At 41.4% G+C, this 16,432-nt stretch carries 19 protein-coding genes; 3 read left to right on the forward strand and 16 right to left on the reverse strand.

Annotated features, from left to right (window positions below):
• Position 1: 1 nt before the first annotated feature.
• From BK120_RS29965 to BK120_RS29975, 3 genes are read right to left on the reverse strand one after another with little or no spacing between them, the layout of a single operon-like run.
• Complete coding sequence (locus tag BK120_RS29965; protein WP_076271174.1) at positions 2-232, reverse strand: hypothetical protein; 231 nt, start codon at positions 230-232, stop codon at positions 2-4.
• The gene (locus BK120_RS29970) at positions 229-1,389 is read right to left on the reverse strand and encodes a Ger(x)C family spore germination protein (protein WP_076271175.1); all 1,161 of its coding nucleotides are present in this window, start codon (positions 1,387-1,389) and stop codon (positions 229-231) included. The genes BK120_RS29965 and BK120_RS29970 overlap by 4 nt, the downstream gene beginning before the upstream one ends.
• A gap of 54 nt (positions 1,390-1,443) precedes the next feature.
• A complete protein-coding gene (locus BK120_RS29975; protein WP_076271176.1) occupies positions 1,444-2,973 on the reverse strand; it encodes a spore germination protein in 1,530 nt (509 codons plus the stop codon).
• A gap of 306 nt (positions 2,974-3,279) precedes the next feature.
• On the opposite strand from BK120_RS29975, the gene BK120_RS29980 reads away from it, so the two are divergent.
• A complete protein-coding gene (locus tag BK120_RS29980; protein WP_076271177.1) occupies positions 3,280-3,765 on the forward strand; it encodes a MarR family winged helix-turn-helix transcriptional regulator in 486 nt (161 codons plus the stop codon).
• A 43-nt stretch (positions 3,766-3,808) separates the two neighbouring features.
• On the forward strand, positions 3,809-4,867 hold the full coding sequence (locus BK120_RS29985; protein WP_076271178.1) for an LLM class flavin-dependent oxidoreductase: 1,059 nt from the start codon (positions 3,809-3,811) through the stop codon (positions 4,865-4,867).
• Positions 4,868-4,973: 106 nt separating this feature from the next.
• On the opposite strand, the gene BK120_RS29990 is transcribed toward BK120_RS29985, so the two are convergent.
• From BK120_RS29990 to BK120_RS30040, 11 genes are all read right to left on the reverse strand, one after another.
• The gene (locus BK120_RS29990; protein ID WP_076271179.1) at positions 4,974-5,216 is read right to left on the reverse strand and encodes a tautomerase family protein; all 243 of its coding nucleotides are present in this window, start codon (positions 5,214-5,216) and stop codon (positions 4,974-4,976) included.
• A 61-nt stretch (positions 5,217-5,277) separates the two neighbouring features.
• A complete protein-coding gene (locus BK120_RS29995; protein WP_076271180.1) occupies positions 5,278-6,015 on the reverse strand; it encodes an SDR family NAD(P)-dependent oxidoreductase in 738 nt (245 codons plus the stop codon).
• A gap of 22 nt (positions 6,016-6,037) precedes the next feature.
• A complete protein-coding gene (gene wrbA, locus BK120_RS30000) occupies positions 6,038-6,697 on the reverse strand; it encodes an NAD(P)H:quinone oxidoreductase (RefSeq protein WP_076271181.1) in 660 nt (219 codons plus the stop codon).
• 40 nt (positions 6,698-6,737) lie between these two features.
• Positions 6,738-7,373, reverse strand: coding sequence for a DsbA family oxidoreductase (locus tag BK120_RS30005; protein WP_076271182.1), 636 nt, complete (start codon positions 7,371-7,373; stop codon positions 6,738-6,740).
• Positions 7,370-7,912 (reverse strand): NAD(P)H-dependent oxidoreductase, encoded by a 543-nt coding sequence (locus BK120_RS30010; RefSeq protein ID WP_076271183.1) that lies wholly within the window; start codon positions 7,910-7,912, stop codon positions 7,370-7,372. Before BK120_RS30010 ends, BK120_RS30005 begins: the two co-directional genes overlap by 4 nt.
• A 60-nt stretch (positions 7,913-7,972) precedes the next feature.
• Positions 7,973-8,296 (reverse strand): NIPSNAP family protein, encoded by a 324-nt coding sequence (locus BK120_RS30015; RefSeq protein ID WP_076271184.1) that lies wholly within the window; start codon positions 8,294-8,296, stop codon positions 7,973-7,975.
• 34 nt (positions 8,297-8,330) lie between these two features.
• The gene (locus BK120_RS30020) at positions 8,331-8,654 is read right to left on the reverse strand and encodes an NIPSNAP family protein (protein ID WP_076271185.1); all 324 of its coding nucleotides are present in this window, start codon (positions 8,652-8,654) and stop codon (positions 8,331-8,333) included.
• 61 nt (positions 8,655-8,715) lie between these two features.
• The gene (locus BK120_RS30025) at positions 8,716-9,459 is read right to left on the reverse strand and encodes an SDR family NAD(P)-dependent oxidoreductase (protein ID WP_076271186.1); all 744 of its coding nucleotides are present in this window, start codon (positions 9,457-9,459) and stop codon (positions 8,716-8,718) included.
• Between the two features lie 314 nt (positions 9,460-9,773).
• Positions 9,774-10,346: a TetR/AcrR family transcriptional regulator gene (locus BK120_RS30030; RefSeq protein ID WP_076271187.1), complete on the reverse strand. Its 573-nt coding sequence runs from the start codon at positions 10,344-10,346 to the stop codon at positions 9,774-9,776.
• A 116-nt stretch (positions 10,347-10,462) separates the two neighbouring features.
• Positions 10,463-11,320: an alpha/beta fold hydrolase gene (locus BK120_RS30035; protein WP_076271188.1), complete on the reverse strand. Its 858-nt coding sequence runs from the start codon at positions 11,318-11,320 to the stop codon at positions 10,463-10,465.
• Positions 11,321-11,591: 271 nt separating this feature from the next.
• A complete protein-coding gene (locus tag BK120_RS30040) occupies positions 11,592-12,782 on the reverse strand; it encodes a YbfB/YjiJ family MFS transporter (RefSeq protein WP_076271189.1) in 1,191 nt (396 codons plus the stop codon).
• 109 nt (positions 12,783-12,891) lie between these two features.
• Between BK120_RS30040 and BK120_RS30045 the strand changes: the two genes are divergently transcribed.
• Entirely contained in the window at positions 12,892-13,767 is an 876-nt protein-coding gene (locus BK120_RS30045; protein ID WP_076271190.1) for a LysR family transcriptional regulator, read from the forward strand.
• A 467-nt stretch (positions 13,768-14,234) separates the two neighbouring features.
• Here BK120_RS30045 and BK120_RS30050 read toward each other — a convergent pair whose 3' ends face one another.
• On the reverse strand, positions 14,235-15,470 hold the full coding sequence (locus tag BK120_RS30050; RefSeq protein WP_076271191.1) for a CynX/NimT family MFS transporter: 1,236 nt from the start codon (positions 15,468-15,470) through the stop codon (positions 14,235-14,237).
• A gap of 217 nt (positions 15,471-15,687) precedes the next feature.
• Entirely contained in the window at positions 15,688-16,254 is a 567-nt protein-coding gene (locus tag BK120_RS30055; protein ID WP_076271192.1) for a helix-turn-helix domain-containing protein, read from the reverse strand.
• Positions 16,255-16,432 lie beyond the last annotated feature (178 nt).

Here is a 16,432-nt window from a genome sequence, read left to right on the forward strand (position 1 = left end):
TTCATTGTTTTAAAATGATTTTTCCGATGGGTTCAAATAGGGTTCTCAAAGGAATTGTTGTGCTTGGTATTTGAACCTTGGCAAATAGTAAAGAGCCAACGATCATACATATCCCCATCAAACCACCATATAGAATAGCCGAATTAGGTTGCTGTTTATTTAGAAAAATCTGAACGTTATAGATAGTCAAGACCAGCGTTACTATAACAAAAGTCACGATTTGTAGGATCATTTTTTGATCTCCTTATCTTGCATTCCGAAAGAAGAATGTACCATTCCGGCTCCTTTTATCATCAGGTTAACTTCAATCGTTATATTTGCCTCTGGGAATAGCGAATCCCATTGATTTTTCAAAACAGCCCACTTATCAGGATAATTCTTATATATTTCTTGGCCAAAGCCCACGCTATCCACTTTATATTTCTTTTGAATTTTAAATAAAAAATCTTGAACTTGTTTCTTAACAGCATCTTCTAACGCTTTTTTTATTACCTTCAAATTTTTTGGTTCGTTAATATCCAAACTGGATGTATTCTCGACCAAACTTCCTTGGCCTTCAAGTTGAATCTTAAATTGTACAGAATCATTTGGAGTCTTCGTTATAATTTTGCGGTCTGCATGGTTCAAAACCATACCAACTTCCCCCCCTTTGGGTAAATTTGTCGTGATTCGACCGGTCTTTAGCTTGTCCGTCACCCACAACAGCCCCAATGTTTCTTTTTCATCTAATAAACCATATAGTTTGAAGTCTTTAAAAACGCCGGCACCTGCAAAATTAAATATTTCCTTATCTGTATCTTTGGAGTGGACATCGGGTTCAATTATCCCTACAACGGGATGAACGCCCTCACTTGCATATGTAATAAAAAAATCACGTAATGTTACTGCCAAATCCTCTCCTGAAATTTCCATTTCCTTCACCGCTTCGAGTGATACTTGCTCTAAAGGATAATTCAATTTCAAAATGTTCCGTCCTTCTCCCCCTTTCACAACCATGATATACGTTTTTAAGCGATTCCTAGGGTCATGAGTAAAAATATCCAGTACATCATTAATTCCATGCTTAGCTAAACGTTCACTAATAAAAATAACGCTTCGATGTGAGAGGAACAATATACGTGAGCTCTTCTTCTGAAGTTTTCGGTGAATCTCATTTCCATCTTTTCCTTCTGCGGATATTACGAAAAATTGATTATCTTTCCCGCCATCACGATTCCCCCCTTCAGTAGATGCGGGTATGGCGATTTGAAGGGAACATAGCACGTTGCCATTGTCCGACAGATCTAAGGCAGTAGCTGTAACAAATGCAAGATCATTAATTTCCGTACGATCCCAACATCCGCAAAGGATGACGAATACAAGAAGTATCATACATTTTAACGTTCTCATCTCTTAAATCCCCTCAATCCTTCTATACGCCTCCACGCTAATTTCCAAGTGCTTCTAGTTCCGTCCTTCACGTGATTTGGGCCTTATTGAATGGCGAAATTTCACCCAAATCGGTATCCTTATGAATACATCTTTCAAGGCGGAAAACTTAAGCGGAGAGATTGGATATAAATAAAGAACCCCGAATGAACGAAGAGAAGTCACGTGTAATATGATGCCTAGAAATCCTAGAACAATGCCATAGAGACCCATAGTCCCCGCTAAGAATAACATTGGAAAACGAAGTAATCGAATCCCATTTGCAAAACTATATCGAGGAATCGTAAACATAGAAATTCCAGTGATTGACACGATAATGACTACCGGAGCAGATATTAATCCTGCTTGGACCGCTGCCTGGCCAATTACTAATCCTCCTACAATACTTATGGCTTGGCCGATCTGTTTAGGCAGACGAATTCCGGCCTCCCGCAGTGCTTCAAATATGATTTCAATTAGGAAAGCCTCAATCATCGCAGGAAACGGTACAGCTTCCCTCGAGGCCGCAATACTAAGAACAAGATTAGTGGGAATCATCTCCTGATGGAAGGTTGTAATAGCTACATATAGTGGAGGGGCAAATATCGCAAAATTGATAAAAAGGAATCGAATCCATCGAACAAAAGTAGCGACTGGCCAACGAATATAAAAATCTTCACTTGCTTGAAGTCCTGTCCAGAACGTCATTGGAACAACAAGAGCAAATGGGGTAGTATCTACAAGAATGGCTACTTTCCCTTCGAGCAATTCAGCAGCTACTACATCCGGGCGTTCTGTGCTATGAGCTTGAGGAAATGGTGAATAAGGTTGATCCTCAATGAATTCTTCGATATACCCTGAATCGAGTACACCGTCCAATTGAATCGGCTTCAATCTTGTTCTCACTTCGTCAACTAATGTATCCTCCGCAATACCCTTTAGGTATGAAATGGCTATTCTAGTTTGGGAAAGCTCTCCCAAGGTAATATACTCTATCTTTAATTTGGAAGTTTTGAGTCTGGCACGTATCAGACTTATGTTTGTTGAAATATGTTCGATGAAGCCGTCCCTTGGGCCGCGTATTACAGGCTCGGATGACGGTTCGTCAAGACTTCTTTTGGATAAACCGGGAATTGAAACCGTCATCACATTACTACTGCCTGCCATGAGAATGGCGGCATAACCCTCTAATACATTACGAACGGTATCTGATACTTTTGTAGAGCTGTTCGTGATACCAATGGAGATCAAATCACTTTTAAGATCTTCTACTTCTTTAGGAGCATCTCTAGTTAAGCTTGTTAGCATTGGTTTAATTACATGCTCATCAAGCTTTTTTTCATCAATCAGGTTATCTATGTAAACAATGAGCCATTTAATTTTATGATTAACCTCTATCCGTCGGTATTCCAAGTCAGAACAATCCTGAAACGTTTCTTTAATAATCCTTTCGTTTTGCTCAATATCCAATGTAAACTCTTTATTATTGTCTTCCTCCAGGTTAGTGCTTTTCATTTTAATCATTTTTTCGTATTTCTTAAATTTACTACTTTTAAACCCTCTCATGAATGCACCTCCAATTTGAAAAAGTCAACAATGTTATTTTTCCAAATGTTGAGAAACCTATTCGTATAAAGATGAATTTTAAAAGTCCAAGTAATAATAAAGACGCCCAATTACTCATAAAACCATTTGGCAGGAGACCTTTTCGGAGGTGTTCCTGCTTCTTTATATGTTGACAGATAAATACTATATGATTATATTGAATAATGTTAGGATAAATATTTTTAGGATAAATAATAATAGAAATGTCACAAACCTGTTTTTTCAATCAATCCTTTGTATAAAAAAGCCAGATAAGGTGGTTATAGAATGACTGAACGCGATGCTGAGGGTAAGGCTCTTGATTTAAGACTAATACGCGTAATTAGAAACATGGTGAAAGAACTGTTCGGGAGCTTAGAACGCGATATTGACGGCTATGGCCTAAGTATGGAAACTTTCCAAATTCTTGAGTTTCTATACAATAAGGGTCCTCATCCCATCCAGAAAATAAGCGACACCTTCTCGATTCCAAGCGGGAGTATCACCTATGTGGTAGATAAACTGGAGAAGAAGGGGTTCGTTGAACGGATGCCAATCCCAGGTGATCGGCGCAAAACGAGTGTGACATTGACCGGAGACGGACGAAGCTACTTTGATAATATCTTCCCAAAGCATGTTCAGACGATCTCCGACAATTTGTCTTTTACGACGGATGAGGAGAAGCTCGAACTTATTCACGTGCTTAAGAAAATCGGATATGGTATCAAGAATCGTGAAGGCAATGCCAAAAATAATGGATCGGATTCTTTCTGAAAGAAGGATTTTACTTTAATTTTGTATTTAGGGGGATTTGAAAATGGAAATAGGTGTAGATACGTTTGTCGAAACAACACCGGATGTTCAAACGGGCGAGACGATAAGTCATGCGCAGCGATTGCGTGAGGTTGTGGAAGAAATCGTCCTAGCCGATCAGGTTGGGTTGGATATATTTGGTGTCGGCGAGCATCATCGTAAGGAATTTGCGGATTCCGCTACTGCCGTTGTGCTGGCGGCAGGGGCATCCATGACCAAAAGGATACGCTTAACCAGTTCGGTTTCCGTGCTCTCTGCTGCTGATCCAGTACGTTTGTTTCAGCAATTTGCCACGATCGATGGCATTTCAAATGGACGTGCTGAGATTATCGCGGGTCGAGGCTCAATGGTCGATGCGTTCCCATTGTTTGGTTATGATTTAAAAGACTATGAAGAGCTTTTCGAGGAAAAATTGGAACTATTATTAAAATTAAGGGACTCGGAGAAGGTATCCTGGAGAGGAGGGCATCGTCCTGCCTTTACGAATTTGGGTGTGTATCCGCGTCCGGTTCAGAACCCTTTACCCGTATGGCTTGGCAGTGGGGGAAATCCGGAATCGGTAATACGAGCAGGGGTACTTGGACTGCCTCTTGTTTTGGCGATCATTGGCGGGAGTCCCCTGCAATTTGCTCCGCTCGTGCCACTCTATAAGGACGCTGCTGCTCGTGCAGGACATGATGCATCGAAATTAAAGATAGCCGTTCACTCACTCGGGTTCATTGCGGAGAGTACTTCGCTTGCGGTCGACAAGTATTTCCCACCCACTCAGGCATCGTTTAATTATTTTGGTAAAGAGCGCGGTTGGGGACATTATAGCCGTTCACAATTCGATGCCGCACGCAGCTTAGAAGGCGCATTATACGTAGGCGATCCCGAAACGGTGGCCAACAAAATTATTCATATGCGCAAACATTTAGGTTTCACACGATTTTTCCTACATTTACCCATCGGCACCATGCCACATAAGGATGTTATGAAAGCCATTGAACTATTGGGAACGGAAGTAGCACCGCGAGTTCGGGAAGAGGTTGCAAGATGGGAAGCTGATAATGAGGGTAAGTAGAAAGTTAGAGATAAGAAAAGCTGTCCAGAGCCTCTTAACCATCGAAAAATAATGTGACAAAAACAGCAGTTCGAAGTAGACTTCGAACTGCTGTTTTATTAAAGTGTTACAAATCCTTCTTCATAGCGGCAATCTGCCGGCGATACTCCAACGCAGGTAGTCCGCCCCAACCCCAATTATCGGTATCAACCTCTTCGATAACTACGAAGGTAGATTCTAACGGCTTGTTCAGAACGTTTAGCAGAAGCTCGCTGACCCCTTTAATGAGCGCCGCCTTTTCTTCTGCCGTGACTGACTGACGATCTGGTGCTGTGCCCTCGCGGGTCACTTGGATCGTAACGATCGGCATGGATAATCTCCCCCATTTAAATTGGAAATGTTAGTTGTTTTGTATCTGCTGCTACATTTGCTTAGTGTCCAGCATTTTGTCCACCATCAACATAAAGGGTTTCACCCGTTACGAAGTTGGCTGAATCCAGATATAAGACAGCATCAACGATTTCATGCGATTCGCCCATGCGTCCCATTGGATGTAGTTTAGCTAGAGCTTCGTGTGATTCAACAGGGTGCATTGGTGTTTTAATGACCCCCGGTGAGACTGCATTCACACGAATACCTCGGGAAGCATACTCAATGGCTAGTGATTTCGTCGCAGATTTCAGACCGCCTTTCGTCAATGAGGCGAGTACGGAAGGAACGGAAACCGATGGTTGGTCAACCAGACTCGTCGTGATCGTAACGATGTGTCCCGTTCCTTGTTTCAGCATCTCCGCCACCGCACGTTGGGTAACATGGAAGAAGCCGACGACATTAGTCGATAAATACGTTGCAAAGTCCTCTTCTGTATACTCCGTAAATGGCTTGGACATAAAGATTCCTGCATTATTAACCAGCGTATCGACACGTCCAAAGTGAGCCAAACTTTCGTCGATTAAGCGCTGCGCGATCTTAGGATCTGCAACATTACCGGCAACAAATCGCACTTGTTTTCCAGTAGGATCTATTTCTTTTGCAGCCTCAGCTAACTCTTGTTCTCGGCGTCCATTGATAACGACATTCGCTCCTCGATTCACCATCTCAACCGCCATAGCTTTCCCAAGTCCGCTGCTTCCGCCTGTTATAACGAATACTTTTCCCCGAATACTCATTTGTTCATTCTCCTTTTCTCAATTACTGTCCTAAACCGTTTTTCACTGCTTTAGCAACCGATACGGTGCGTTTTGCTTGATGTTCAGCAGCAGTGCGCACATCTTCCTTCATCTTTCCATTTTGATCCACTGTCACGCTTGTTCCGTATGGGTTCCCTCCGGCAACAAAAACAGATGGATCAGTAAATCCGGGAGCTGCTATAATCGCACCCCAGTGGTACATTGACGTATATAGCTGAAGGATCGTTTGTTCCTGCCCGGCATTTGCATTTTGAGCGGATGTCATGGCACTGACGACTTTATTCACTGTTTTGCCTTGAGCCCAAAGACCGCCTGTCGTATCGATGAACTGTTTCAATTGAGCTGGTAGATTACCGAATCGAGTTGGCATGCTAAAAATGATCGCATCCGCCCATTCCAAATCAGCTACAGAGACAGTTGGGATATTTTTGGTTTCTTCAAGATGCGCCTTCCATGACGGACTGCTGTCAATAACGGATTGCGGCGCAGTTTCTGCGACTTTTAACACTTTCACTTCTGCCCCAGCTTGACGACCGCCTTCCGCTGCCCATTGCGCCAATTGAAAGTTAGTACCATTCGAGCTGTAATAGATGACGGCTAAATTTACATTCGTTGACATTTGTGTAGTCTCCTTTTTAAATAGCTTTTGAAATATCCCCATTGGTATCGCTCCAAACTTTTTCATTATCAGTGTCAGCTGCTTAACTGTTTTCAAACAATTTTATAAATTCGCTTGGAGATTGTAGACCGGATAGCCTGATCTCCTCATTAATTACAAAGTAAGGTACCCCTCTGATTCCCAGCTTTTGCGCGTTGCGTTGTCCTAATTCAACTTTTTCAAGCCCATCGCCTTTAAGGAGCCGCATTTTGAGTTCAGCAGCATCGTCAGTGACTCCGCTGGCTCTTGCTATTTCCACAAGTTCATCCACATCACCGATATTAATACCTTTTTCAAAATATGCCGTATAGATATTCTCAATCAATTGCTCTTGCAAGTCCTCTGGCGTAACCGCTATTAACTGATGGGATAACGTCGTATTCGGTGTATATTTCACAATATCCATATTAAATGTTAGGCCGAAATGAGCACCGGTTTCGTTATACTGCTTCATTCTTGCTTCGAATAAGGCATTACTGCCTAATCTGCTAATCATAACCTGGCGATAATCTTCACCTTCAAGGCGAATACCAGGGTTAAGCTGATAAGCATGCCAACGGACGGTTGCCTTCGTGCCTTCTGGCAATTGTTTCAAAGCGGAACGAAGACTTGTTGTCCCCATACGACACCAGGGGCAAATCGTATCCATGTAAACGTCAATGGTCAAGTTTTTCTTCATTTTTCAACCACAACTGGCTTTACCGTTTTAATATGTTGAACGTAATCGATGCTGCCCTGTGCCAGACGTTCCTCGGTCACATCTGAAGTGTCGTTTAGTGAAAAGTGAGGTAGGTAAGTGGCACTAATAAAACGAGCAAGCGCTTGTATTGGACTCAATATTTCTTCCAGGGTGAGACCATTGGATCCCGTTGCTTGATACGACTCCTTCGTACCATAAGTCGAGATCGCAACTCCGATTTCTTTACCCTTTGTTTTCGTGGCATCTGGCCCATAAGCCCAGCCGTACAGCAATACGGAATCAAACCACTTTTTCAGTAATGGCGGCGTACTGTACCAATAAAGTGGATATTGAAAAATAATCCGGTCATGCGCCTCAATTAACTGCTGCTCTCTAGAAACATCGATATTTTCGTCTGGATATGCTTTATATAATTCATGAATCGTGATATCATCATGCTTTTTCAATTCTTCCACCCATGATTTGTTCCAGTTGGATGCTTCGATGTTCGGGTGAGTAACGATTACTAATGTTTTCATTTTAGTTGCTCCGTTTCATATATATTGTTAGAATTTGCGGACAGGTTACCAATTTAATTTTTATTTATTTTCGAAAAATACTGTGTTTTTCATAAATACACTTTCTTGTTTGTTAACTAATGGTCCATCAAGTTCCGAGATTCGCTTTACTTCAATCCATTCAGGATCGTTGCGGAAACGATTGTAGTTAAGGTTACGCATTTCCATATTGGCATGCTCAACAACATAATAAAGACGGTTATTTGCTTCATCCGAATCTTCCCAAAAATGCGTCACTTTCATACCATGATTCATAAATAATTGAATAACATGATCTCTGAACCTATCTTGGATAACCTTCATCTTGCCTGGATTAACATCATATATTCGCAGCTCATATAACATCTTTTCCCTCCTCCAGTTAAGAAAATGGTTCTTTTTATACCTTTTGGAAAAAAGACGCTTCTTTCATATAGATGATTTCGATATTCTCATGCAGCGGACCGTTTGGTTCCGTCCTTTCCCTAAGCTCTAGCCATTCTTGATCCTCCAGAAAGGCTTGGAAGTTTCGTTCACGCGATGCCGCGTCCGGATGCTCAAGCACGTAATACAAGCGATCTTTCGTTTCGTCTGCATCCACCCAAAAATTCGTTACCTTCATGTCATGCTTAGCAAAAAATTCTATCGTATCGTCCCGAAAACGATCCAATAACGCTTGCATGCGACCGGGAACCACTTGGTAAATCCTCAGTTCGTACAGCATAAATTCCATCCTCCTATACGTAAATTCAGTATCTTTTCCCGTTCAAAAGATTATTTGCGGCTTACCACTGTCCGGCGTTTTGACCGCCATCGACATGAAGAATCTCTCCAGTTACGAATTGTGCGGATTCCAGATATACAATTGCGTCAACAATATCCTGAACCTCGCCCATTCGGCCTACCGGATGCAATTGGGATAGGAAATCATGTGTCTCAACCGCATGCATCGGCGTTTTCGTGATCCCAGGCGCAACTGCGTTCACACGAATACCTTTGTCCGCATACTCAATCGCCAACGATTTTGTAGCTGCATTCAAGCCTCCTTTGGTCAATGCGGCAAGTACGGATGGCACGGCTTTAAGTGGCTGCTCTACGACTCCGCTTGCCGTGATGTTGACGATGTGGCCGGAACCCGCCTTCATCATCTCGGTGACCGCGCGCTGAGTAACTCGGAAGAATCCTGCTACATTGATGGAAAGGATCGATTCAAAATCCGCTTCCGTGAAGTCCGTGAATGGTTTCGCTATAAAAATGCCGGCATTGTTCACCAGTGTGTCGATACGTCCAAAGCGCAAAAGTGCTTCGCCAATTAAACGTTCAGCTACTTGGGGATCTGAAATGTCGCCAGCAATGTAAGCGACTTTCGTACCTGTCGGATCGACCTCTCTTGCAGCCTCTACAAGCGCTTGTTCACGTCGGCCATTGATAACTACATTGGCTCCTCGTTTTACCAGTTCAATTGCCACTGCTTTTCCAATACCGCTGCTTCCACCTGTAATCACTGCCACTTTACCTTGAAAACTCATTTCTTCATCCTCCAAATTCTATCTATTAAAAGATAGATTTATTTTAGTATTCCCGTCTTCTTCTTTAAATAGTAATGAAACTGGCTGTATTACTTTTTCTGCAAGCTATCCATAGCAGAATCCATAAAACCGAATTGCTGCATACTCGACGACTAAGAAGTATCTAAAAAGATATTTGACGTGGTTTTGTTTTTGTTCATGTTCGTATTCTACCTTTTAGTAGATAGGGTGTCAACCCTGAATTCATTTTTTTCTTCCCTTGTTTATCTACCTATCAAAAGATAGAATATATACTTAAAAAAATCCGCCTTTTTTTAAGTTAAAGCGGATAATAATCCTTCGGCAATCATATCAAACCTATTTACATCGCGAAAAGTTCTTGCAATTAATTGCGCACCTTGAAGTGAAGCAAGAAATTGATGAGCAAGCACATTCGAGTCACCTTCAAAGTTTAGTTGCCCTTCACGCCGTCCCTGATCCAATACTCGTTCCAACCATGTTAGATTAGCGGTGAATAACTGAGCTATCCCTTCTCGGGTTGTGTTTGATAAAGTAGCCAGGTCAGTAGAAAGCATGACACCCATACAAGTAAAATAATCATCTTGAATAGGACCTCTGTAAAGCAAAATGAATTTGCGCAGTTTTTCTAAATTGTTCTGCGTTACCGCATCTATTTCAGCTATTCCAGAAATAAAATTTCTGTAATACCTCGCAATCAACGCATCACCTAGATCCTCCTTGTTTGGGAAATAGTAATGAATGCTTGCAGTGCGTATCCCTACTTTTTCTGCAATGTGTGCATAGCTGAATCCGTTAAACCCAAATTCCTGAACGATCGACTGGGCAGTATCCAAAATAGTTTCTGCTGTATTTTTGTTTTTGTTCATGTTGCAATTCTACCTTTCAATAGATAACCTGTCAACCATGGGGCTTTAGTTCTGATTTGCCTTGCCATAGGACAATGCTACTATTGATAATTATATCTCTCCTACAATCTCACTGATCACGAAATGCCATTATTAATCAAAAACTTTAACATTAATTCTCCAATTTCATGTGCATGTGTTTCCAATGCAAAATGTCCCGTATCCAATAAATGAATCTCAGCTTTAGGCAAATCCTTTTTAAAAGCTTTAGCACCTGCCGGAATAAATGAAACATCATTTTTTCCCCACACTGCTAGTAATGCTGGCTGGTATTCACGAAGATACTGTTGAAACAGCGGGTACATTTTCACATTACTTTGATAGTCAAAAATTAAATCTAATTGTTTTTCATCATTTCCCGATCTCGACATATAAGCAATATCGAGAGTGTAGCCATCTGGAGAAACTTTATTCTTATTTGTTCCATCAAGATATTGGTTCTTGATCGTATTAGATGCAAATGCTGACCGATAACTTTCTCTTTTTTCCTGGGTTGGATTACGCCAATATTCTTGTCGTGCCTCCCATTTTTCACCTAATCCTTCATGATAAATGTTGCCATTTTGGCTTATTATTGCTGTTACACTTTCTGGACGACGCATGGCTAAACGAAAACCAATCGGTGCCCCATAATCAAAGACGTACAATGCATATTTAGTTAGCCCTAGTCGATCAATGAAGGATGCAATAATTTCAGTAATATTTTCAAATGTATATTGAAAATCCTCTCTGTCAGGTGAAGATGTATTGCCGAAACCTGGATAATCAGGGGCAATTACATGGTAATTTTTTTCTAGGATTGGTATTAGTTCTCTAAACATATGACTTGCGGTCGGAAAGCCGTGAAGCAATAAAATTACTGGTTTATTTGGATCACCAGCCTCACGATAAAATACATTGAGTCCATCTATCTCTAATGAATGGTAAGTAGTCAAATTAAAACCTCCTATTTATGCTATGTCTCCCTGCTAGCGATTTTCCCACTTGGATCGTCTGCCTATTTTGAGGATACACAATCAAAGAGAACTAAAGCCTGAAAACTTCATTGGCATCCCCGACACACTATAATATCAAGTATTCTTTCCTCATTTGTTGGCATCCATCCCAAGATTAGATAGCCTATGATCTCCCCTGATGCGATGACCGGAATCGATACATGAGTTAGATTTTGGTTGAATAAATCCGAGCCTACTTTAAGTTTCTTAATCAATCTTTTTTATTTGAAATGACTGAACCGGTTATCATAATCGCAACAGCGATAACAAGTACCAAAGTAGCAAGAATAAGTGATAGGCTGTAACTATGAGCCACTTCCATTACTTTTCCGGCCCCAATTGGGCCAATTATTTGTCCGATACCAAAAAAGCCCGTCATCAGAGCAATCGCTTTATTGCCACTGGATGGTCTCACCATTCGAGCTGCAGCGATTGCGAGCATAGAAATCCCCATAAACGTCCCGCCAAAAAGGACAGACCCTAATATCACTCCGAATATATTGGGGAGCCATACAGGCATGATGACCCCGCAAGCTTGCAAGATCAGCGCAATAATCAAAGGATGGATGTAACCTGCTTTACTCGCCCACCAAGACCAGAGCACTGTCGATGGTATGGCCGCTATCCCAACAATAATCCAGCTATAGTCAGCAAAATCAGAAATATGAGGCATTTGCTTAACCATTGCTACCAGAAACGTCGCACTAACGATGTAACCTAGCCCTTCAAGTCCATAAGCAACAAGGAGCCATCCAAAGATAGAGGGATTTTCCGGCGATGAACTTGTAGAATTAGCATTTTGGGCTATCGGTTTCGTCTTATCATCTCGGATAAACCGCCATACGGGTACGATAAGGGCGATGCAAACAATCGAAAGTCCTAGCCATGTTCCCCTCCATGTGAAAAAGCTCAGAACTGGTGTAAGTAACCCCGTTAAAGCAATCCCAGTACCCACTCCACCGTAGAAAATACCTGCCCACTTTACACGGTTGTCTGAAAACAGAGCATCCAGTACTAAACTTGATGATAGAACAAATATTAGGCCGCTGCTAATTCCTCCTAAGAAGCGCAAAATCATCCACAAGAAAAATGATGAAGCGATCCCCATAAGCCCCGTTGAAATGATGCAGAGTACCAATTGAACCCGAAGATGATACGCTCTCCGGGATCCCCAAGTTATGAACCCTGCGCCAAAGGCAGCCATAAGGTAACCTAAATTATTACTTCCTGCCAAATATCCAGATTCAATTGCCGAAAGATGAGTTTGTGATTGCATCAATGGCAATATGGCAGTATATGAAAAACGTCCGATCCCCATCGCAGTGATGAGCATAACAAATCCACCGATCATGGTTTTTGTGGAATCATACATTTTCGCGTTTCCATTTCCTATACTCTCCATAGAACCTCCCCCTTTCAAAACTCATTTTAACCTCGTACAGATATCGTGTAAAATGAATATAAGCGATAGTTACCATTAAAAATATTAATACTTGAAAGCAGGAATGACTGTGGAAATTCGTGACTTACAGATTTTTCTGGCTGTCGCAAACAATGGCAGTTTTACCAAAGCAGCCGAGAAATTGGAATACGTTCAGTCGAGTATAAGTATCCGTATCCAACAGCTCGAAAGGGATCTGAAAACAGTGTTATTTCATCGTGGGCGGCAAGGAGTTCGGCTCACAACATCCGGAGAGGCGCTCAAGTCATATGCAGAGAAAATTTTATTTCTTACTCAAGAGGCGGAACGAGTCGTATCAGACAACTCAATTCCGCGCGGGCCGCTTCGGATCGGATCACTTGAAACCACGGCAGCGATTCGACTACCATCTATTCTCAGCGACTACCATAAATCTTATTCTGAGGTCGATTTGACATTAAAAACTGGAACAACGGAAGAACTTATCAATTCAGTGTTAAAGTACGAATTGGATGGAGCTTTTGTAGCTGCGCCAGTGGAGCACGCTGAGCTCGATACTTTAGAGGTTGGGGTCGAAGAACTTGTCCTCATATCAGGAGGACAATTCCCCCCAATTGTTCAGCCAGAGCAATTGCAAAATCTGACTTTACTGGTGTTTCGTGTTGGTTGTTCCTACCGTCGAAAACTCGAGGATTGGTTACACTCGGAGGGCATTGCTCCTGTAAAGATCATGGAATTCGGAACATTGGAGGGGATCCTTGGATGTATTCACGCTGGTCTCGGGGTCTCCTTTCTACCCCGCTCGGTAATTGAGAGAGCCATGGTTCAATATCACTTGCGATCACAAGAAATCGCCAATAAGTCCCTTAGAACACCGACTCTATTCATACGTCGTAAAGATACTTATACAACTGCTGCTATGTCCGAATTTATCCGGGTTTCAAGAGACAGGTTCAACCTTCTTTAACCTTTATGAAAATAATCATATTAAGTCGCGTTATGTAATCTCACAACCTCTAAATTAACAAAAAAAAGCCCAGCAGCGGAATGCTGCTGGCCTAGATCGTGTACGCATGGTTTTTCAAAATCCTGCTTAAAGATTGTCTCTTTCGTTGTTCTTTCGTTGTTCCTTAGGATGGTTGAATATATCCTTCGCTGACCCTTCCTTCAACGACTACACCTACCAATTTCGGGTCCCATGCAGAGGTTGGTTCATCAAATAATATTAGCTTTATAAATAGAGCAGGATACCGTAGTACCTGCTCATCGGAGTTAGTGCACAATGAGGACTGGGCAACTTGATAGTTGTGAAACCTTGTGGCTGACATTAACCAAGGTAACTTGAGTATGTTTTAGGCTATTCAACGATTGCATCGAGGAGTTTGTTCGTTATTTCAGCTTTATCAATTGCCACAATAATTTTGTCAAACCTATTCATCGTCCTTTCTGTGGCAGTTCGTAACTATTTCGGCTACCTACAAAACGGTTTCTTCCTGCTCCTATACCGACTAAAAAGAGTAAGACCGAAGCGCCAAGCAGAATGAAAAGTGGTAAATTCCAACTATTTGTCAAATCATGCAGAAATCCTATAAGGGCAGGACCGATTGCGGCAAGAAGATATCCGATCGATTGCGCCATGCCAGACAGTTCCGCTGCTTGATGCGCATTTTCAGTACGTAAACCGAAAAACATCATGGACAAACTAAAGGCGCAGCCTCCACCAATTCCAAGTATTATTATCCATAACAGAATTATATTGGAGCTACCGTATAGAAGTCCGAGCGTTCCCGTCATAAGCAAAATGGTTATGATGACCACTAACAAACGTTGGCTAAACATGCGCCCAGCAATAACGGGCACAATAAAAGTAAATGGAAGCAGAGCTAACTGCATTATCGAGAGGTACCATCCTGATTGGTTTGAGTCAATTCCTTGCTGCTTTAAAATTTCAGGCAACCATGCGATCAACACATAGAAAACCATGGACTGTATACCCATAAACAAGGTTACTTGCCAGGCAAGAGGGGATTTCCAAACATTCACATCCTTGCTGGCTATCTGTTTACTCATCGTGGTTGTTTGCTTCGCTTGATTTCTTAATTGGGGTAGCCAACAGAGAATCGATACAAAGCTTAGAATCCCCCATATTCCCAATGCTCCCTGCCATTTTAGACCTGCGTTCACGGCTAGCGGTACACTGATTCCCGATGCGATTGCTCCAAATAAACACATTGAAATGGAGTAAATACCTGTCATGGAGCCAATTTTATTTGGGAAATCCCTTTTGATTAAACTTGGCAATAATACATTACATATGGCAATTGCGAATCCAAGAATTGCTGTCCCAATATACAGATTAGCTGCGCCAGATAAAGAACGTATTACAATGCCAACAGTCAGAAAGATTAGGGCAATCAAAATAATACGTTCATCACCATACCTTCGTCCTAATTTTGGTACTAGTGGCGATAATAAAGCAAAGGCAAGCAAAGGTACCGTTGTTATTAGGCCGGCTAATGTATTTGAAATACGAACGTCATCCCTTATGAAACTCACTAGAGGACCGACTGAGGTTAAAGGAGCACGTAAATTAGCTGCAATAACAATAAGGCCGAGAATTATCAGTCCTATAGAAGATGGTACGGCTTTTTTATTTTGTTTGTTCGACATTCTTCATTTCTCCTTCCTGAATGTATACGTATAATTTATTTCCTGATGATTGAAAAACTATGAATTAACATCCGCGCGAATATTAAAAGTATAGTATAGTATATTATTTTTAACAAGTGGTATTGTATAATATATATTATCGTCTGAAAACAAAAATACAACTCTGAATTCCCGTCATGGAATTCGGAGTTGTATTAAATAAGTGGATTTCTGACTTTTAGAAATCATACTTTAAGGATATATGGAGCACTGTTTCGCTATTCGAATGATTGGTATAAGAGTGAGGACAATCTGCACGAAAACTGATCGTATCATATTGATTCAATGTGTAAACCTCTCCATTGACTTGAATTTCAATGGAACCAGTCATTACTGTCGCAATTTCAGTTGTATTCGCATGATGACCTTCAGGGTGATACGAGCTATTCGGCTGTAAGTAAGCCCGACACATTTCAATATCGTTGCTTGCGTTTTTAAAGACTGGTTCAATGATCCAATTTTTTTGATCATTAGAAAACCGCAGCCCTTCGCCTGCTCGATACAAACTAACAGGGTCTTCTGATTTCAACAAAGCCAATAACGGTAAAGACATGCCTTTCGAAATTTTCCATATAATCGCCAAAGTTGGATTTGTATCGCCACGTTCGATATTCCCCAGAGTAAGTTTGCTTACACCCGTTAATTCCGCTAATTCGTCTAAGCTCATGTTTTTTTCTTTTCTGTACTTTTTCAAGGCACCGCCGATTTGTAACACAAGCTGTTTTGATTCATCGATTTCATCCATTTGATATTCACCTCAACAAAAAACAATTATAGCTAGTATACTGTTTATCCAGACTCATTTCCATACAATTAGTATTGGATGGTGGACTATTCTCCTATGCAAAATTCTGACGTCTATGTAACTATTCTGCCGATAGCTTAATAACATCAGCAGACAAAAGTAAAAAACCTCCCCGCAG

This window comes from Paenibacillus sp. FSL A5-0031, from assembly GCF_001956295.1.
Classification (GTDB): Bacteria; Bacillota; Bacilli; order Paenibacillales; family Paenibacillaceae; genus Pristimantibacillus.